Annotated in this window: 7 protein-coding genes; 5 read left to right on the top strand and 2 right to left on the bottom strand. The window is 71.8% G+C overall.

The window, feature by feature from the left end:
* Positions 1-638, bottom strand: a 638-nt coding sequence (locus AF1_RS31870; protein ID WP_255218856.1) for an MFS transporter, incomplete at its 3' end; no start/stop codon positions are given.
* A gap of 23 nt (positions 639-661) precedes the next feature.
* Positions 662-1330, bottom strand: coding sequence for an SDR family NAD(P)-dependent oxidoreductase (locus AF1_RS31865; RefSeq protein WP_067807938.1), 669 nt, complete (start codon positions 1328-1330; stop codon positions 662-664).
* Between the two features lie 203 nt (positions 1331-1533).
* Between AF1_RS31865 and AF1_RS31860 the strand changes: the two genes are divergently transcribed.
* The 5 genes from AF1_RS31860 to AF1_RS31840 all read left to right on the top strand — a co-directional run.
* Positions 1534-2673, top strand: a complete 1140-nt coding sequence (locus AF1_RS31860; RefSeq protein ID WP_067807934.1) for a GAF domain-containing sensor histidine kinase — start codon at positions 1534-1536, stop codon at positions 2671-2673.
* The gene (locus AF1_RS31855; protein ID WP_067807932.1) at positions 2670-3365 is read left to right on the top strand and encodes a response regulator; all 696 of its coding nucleotides are present in this window, start codon (positions 2670-2672) and stop codon (positions 3363-3365) included. The genes AF1_RS31860 and AF1_RS31855 overlap by 4 nt, the downstream gene beginning before the upstream one ends.
* A gap of 36 nt (positions 3366-3401) precedes the next feature.
* Positions 3402-4187: a PP2C family protein-serine/threonine phosphatase gene (locus AF1_RS31850; protein WP_084263524.1), complete on the top strand. Its 786-nt coding sequence runs from the start codon at positions 3402-3404 to the stop codon at positions 4185-4187.
* A gap of 261 nt (positions 4188-4448) precedes the next feature.
* Positions 4449-4898 (top strand): DUF2752 domain-containing protein, encoded by a 450-nt coding sequence (locus AF1_RS31845; RefSeq protein WP_242608590.1) that lies wholly within the window; start codon positions 4449-4451, stop codon positions 4896-4898.
* Positions 4899-4986: 88 nt separating this feature from the next.
* A partial coding sequence (locus tag AF1_RS31840) for a hypothetical protein (protein ID WP_176579668.1) occupies positions 4987-5172 on the top strand: 186 nt, incomplete at its 3' end.

Raw genomic sequence — 5172 nt, 5'->3', positions numbered from 1 at the left:
GCGACGGCGACGGCGGCGGGCACGCGGCCGCCGCCGTTCGCGGGCGCGGTCCCGGGCTCGCCGATGCCGCGCAGCGCGGGCACCAGCGCCAGCGCCGGCGGGATCACCAGCGGGATCAGCCCGAGGAACACCCAGCGCCAGCCGATGTGCTCGGCGACGAAGCCGCCGAGCGCCGGGCCGATCAGCGACGGCAGCACCCATGCCGCCGCCAGCGCCGCGAACACCCGGGACCGCAGGTTCTCGGGGTAGACGCGGGCGATCACCACGTACATCGCGACGAGCGAGATCCCGGTGCCGAGGCCCTGCACGGCGCGGCCCGCGACGAACACCTCCATGGACGACGCCGCGCCCGCCACCACCAGACCGGCGAGGAACGCGCCGAGCCCGGCCATGAACGGCCGGGACGGGCCCGCCCGGTCGACCCAGCCGCCCGCCAGCACCGTGGACAGCAGGCTCATGATCAGGGTGGCGGAGAAGCCCCACGCGTACAGCGGCAGGCCGTTCAGGTCGTCGGCGACGACCGGCATGACGGTGCCGACGGCCATGTTCTCGAACGCCAGCAGCGTGACGACCAGGACGATCCCGGACGTCGCCCCCCGGTACCCGGCACCCAGAATGCCATGATCTGCAACTTTCACCTGATCATGATGGAGGATTCCGGTCATCGCGCCGCCATCAGGTCGGCGGCCCGGTAGCGCCCGCTGGGGAGCCGGTGGGCGATCAGCCGGTGCAGCGCGGCGGCGGCCTCCGCCGGCGGCGGGGCGGCGTCGGCGTCCTCCCCGGCGGCGCGCAGCATGGCGGTGTTCATCTCGCCCGGGTCCGCCCACCAGACGGCCACGCCGGGCTCCTCGGCCGCCAGGACGTTCGACAACTGCTCCAGCGCCGCCTTGGACGCCCCGTAACCGCCCCACGTCGCGTAGCTCTCCACGGCCGCGTCCGAGGTGATGTTGAGGATCGCGCCGCGCCGTTCCCGGAGGCTCGGCAGGACGGCCTGGATCAGCGCGAGCGGCGCCAGCACGTTCGTCGCGAACGTGCCCGCCAGGTCCGCGGCTGGCAGTGAGGCCAGCCGCGGCATGGGCGTCGGCCCGAGGGTGCTCGCGTTGTTGACGAGGAGGTCGAGCCCGCCTGAGACCGCCCGGACGAGGTCGGCCCGATGCGCGGGGTCGGTGACGTCCCCCGCGATCCCGGTCGCGCCGGTCTCGGCGGCGGCGGCCGAGAGGGCGGCGGTGTCGCGTGCGTCGATGACGAGGTTCCAGCCGTCCCGCGCGAGCTCACGGGCGAGCGCCCGTCCGAGCCCCCGGGACGCGCCGGTGACGAGTGCCGTTCTCATGCCTTCGACGCTAGGAACCGGCGCGGCTCGCGGCATCGGCCGCACGGCCCCCCGGCCGGTGGTCAGATGGTCCTAGGACCGGAGCCGGGGCGGCCCGGACACCGATACTCGCTCAGGGTGATTCGGGAGGACGCGCCCAGAGAGTACGGTCTTCACATGTGAGCACCGCGTAGGGCTCGGCAGGGGGAGGACGAGAGGCCGGGATGGACACCGACAACGGGTGCCGCGGCGACCAGGGCGCGACCCTGCACGCCGTCAGCTCCGCCGTGCTCGCGGTGACCCGGCACCTGTCCGTGCACGAGGTGCTGCAGGTGATCGTCCGGGCGGCGGCGCAGTTGCTGGACGCCCGGTACGCGGCCCTCGGCGTCCCGGACGACGAGGGATCGTTCGCCGAGTTCGTCGTCGAGGGCGTCTCGGAGGAGGAGTGGGAGCGGATCGGCCCGCTGCCCCGCCAGCACGGCATGCTCGCCGCGATGCTGAGGGGCGACGCCCCGAAACGGCTCGGCGACATCCGCAGGGAGCCGGAGTTCGAGGGCTGGCCGGCCGCGCATCCCGTGCTGAGGGATTTCCTCGGCGTCCCGATCCGCGACGGCGAGGACGTGCTCGGCATCATCTTCCTGGCCAACAGGCGGACCCCCGGCGGCTTCACCCGGGAGGACGAGGAGCTGCTCACGCTGTTCGCCGCGCACGCCGCGATCGCGATGGCGAACGCCCGCCTCTACGAGCACAACCGCGAGCTGACGGTCGTCGCGGAACGCACCCGGCTGGCCCGCGAGCTGCACGACGCCGTCGCCCAGAAGCTGTTCTCGCTGCGGCTGACCGCGCGCACGGCCTCCGCGCTGGCCGGCCGCGACCCGGCCCGCAGCGTCCGGGAGCTGGCGCAGGTCGAGCGGCTCGCCGCCGAGGCCCTCGCCGAGCTGCGCGCCGTGATCTTCGAGCTGCGGCCCGCCGACCTCGCGGACGGCCTGGTCGCGTCGCTGCGCAAGCACGTCGAGGTCCTCGACCGGGCGCATGAGGCGACCGTGCGCATCGCCGCGGACGAGGCCATCGTCCTGCCGGAGGAGCATGAGGCCGTCGCCTACCGCATCTCCCAGGAGGCGCTTTACAACGCGCTACGGCACGCCGGTGCGCGGACCGTGGAGGTCCGTCTTGCGACAGAGGACGAACGGGCCGTCCTGGAGGTCGCCGACGACGGCTCCGGTTTCGACGTTTCCGACACGGAACCGCAGGGCGGGCTCGGGCTCGCCTCCATGCGCGACAGGGCGGACTCCATCGGCGGGGAACTCACGATCGACGCCGCGCCGGGGAAGGGCACGACCGTCCGGCTGGAGGTGCCGCTGTGAGTCCCCGACCGGACGCCATCAAGGTCCTGATCGCCGACGACCACCCGGTCGTCCGGCAGGGGCTGCGCACGTTCCTCGGCATCCAGGACGACATCGAGGTCGTCGGCGAGGCCGAGGACGGCGTATCGGCCGTGACACTGGCCGAATCCCTGGATCCCGATATCGTTCTCATGGACCTCAAGATGCCGGGCACCGGCGGCTTGGCCGCGCTGACGGAGCTGCGGGCTCGCGGGGTGAAGGCACGGGTCCTGGTCCTCACCAGCGTGACGGAGCGCGGGCACGTGCTGCCGGCCGTGCAGGCGGGTGCGGCCGGGTACCTGTACAAGGACGTCGACCCGCAGGCGCTCGTCCAGGCGATCAGGGCGGTCAACGACGGGCACGTCCTGTTCGCGCCCGACGCGGCCGAAGCGATGCTGCGGGACGGGTCGGCGGAGCGGGACGACGACCGCGGCCTGGCCGCGCTGACCGAACGGGAACGGGAGGTGCTCGTGCACATCGCGCGAGGCAGGTCCAACCGGGAGATCGCGCGTGCCCTCGTGGTGTCCGAGAAGACGGTCAAGACGCACGTCAGTAATCTGCTCATGAAACTGGGAGTACAGGATCGGACGCAGGCGGCGCTGTACGCGGTCCGGCACGGTGTCGGTTCGTCCGGCGCAGTCGGGGAAACTGGGGAACCAAGTGTCCGCGACTGATAAAACTCCTCTGACAGGATCGTCATCGAAATTGGTATGAACGTAGCAATCAGGTACGCAGCAGGTAGCGACATCGGGTGCAACCGAGAGAACAACGAGGACTCGGGTTACGCCGGTGCGCGGTTGATCGCGGTCGCGGACGGCATGGGCGGCTATGCGGGCGGCGAGGTCGCGAGCTCGACCGTCATCGGCTCCCTGCGCTCGCTGGACACCGCTGCCCCCAAGGACGATCTTGTCGACATGCTGGGCCGCGCGGTGGCCGAGGCCAACGAGAAGCTCCGCATCGTCCGGGAGGAACGTCCCGACCTGAGCCGGATGGGCACCACGCTCACCGCGATGCTCTGGTCCGGTGAGTCCGTGGCCCTGGCGCACGTCGGCGACTCGCGCGGCTATCTGCTGCGCGACGGCGAGCTGTTCCAGATGACGCAGGACCACACGATGGACGAGCTGCTGAAGGCGGAGGCGGAGCAGGCCGGCCAGCAGGCCGACCCCGGCGAGACCTCGCGGCTGTCGCACGTCCTGTACCGGGTGCTGGACGGACGGGAGGACCGCGAGCCCGACCTGCGGCTGCGCGAGGCCCGGCTCGGCGACCGCTATCTGCTGTGCTCGGACGGCCTGAGCGGCCCGGTCGACGCGCAGCGGATCTACGAGGTGCTGTCCGCGGAGGCCGATCCGCAGCGGGCCGTCGACCGGTTGATCCAGCTCGCCCGCGACAACGGCGGCCCCGACAACATCACCGCGGTCATCGCCGACGTCGTCGAGGCCGAGCACCTCCACGGCGGCGAGGACCCCGTCGTCGTCGGCGCCGCCGCCCAGAGCTGACCGCCCGGACCCGACCGCCCCTCAGCCGTCTTCGAGACCGCCGCGCGCACCGGGCCCGGACCGGTCCACGGGGATTCTTAGGAACCCGTAATACAAAAGAGTTCCCACGTAACTGGCGGTTTGTCTTACTCTTACCCTGGAGTGATGTCAGTGTGCATCGTGTAACGGTCCAATCGCGGAACGTTACACGGACTTGACTCACCTCCGGGTGAACCCGATATACGGGTCACCCATCTGTATGTCATCGAGGCGGAGGATTCGTTGGGGGGAGCGCCCGGGGCGGCGGCCACCGGCGCACCGGACGGTGCGCTCGGCGGGATCGTCAGCCGGACCCTCACCGCAGCGCGGCACGGCCCCCTGGGCGCGGTGCTGCGCGTTGCGGCGATGGCCGTCGCGGCCATCGGCGCGTCATGGATCCACCGTGTCAACGACCCCGGCGTGCTCTGTCCCCTGCGGGCGTTCACCGGAGTCCCGTGTCCCATGTGCGGGGGCACGACCGTGTTCATCGAGCTCGGCTCGGGCCGTCCGGGCCAGGCCGTGCTCGCGAACCCGGTCGCCCTGACCGGCGCGATCGCCGTCGCCGCCGCACCCCTGGGGCTGGGACGACGGTGGTGGGCACTCCAGCCGAACACCCGTGCCTGGATGCTCGGCACCGCCCTCGTGGGGTCGGAGCTGTGGCAACTCGTCCGGTTCGGAATTTTGCGGGTTTGAGCCGAGGTGAATCCTCGGTCAGACTTGCGGAGCCCACCGGGTCCGGCGGGCGTCACATAACCACAGGGTCAACCAATAAGGAGCAAGTGTGGGTAACCCCTACGACCCGTACGGTCAGCAGCCGGGCTACGGGCAACAGCAGCCCGGGTACGGCCAGCAGCAGCCCGGGTACGGTCAGCAGCCCCCGGCGCAGCCGGGCTACGGCCAGCAGCAGCCCGGGTACGGCCAGCAGCCCCCGGCGCAGCCGGGCTACGGCCAGCAGCAGCCCGGGTAC

It is taken from the genome of Actinomadura formosensis NBRC 14204 (genome assembly GCF_001552155.1).
Taxonomy (GTDB): Bacteria; Actinomycetota; Actinomycetes; order Streptosporangiales; family Streptosporangiaceae; genus Spirillospora; species Spirillospora formosensis.
The sequence above is the reverse complement of the archived record's forward strand: the minus strand, read 5'-3'. Positions and strand labels throughout refer to the sequence as shown.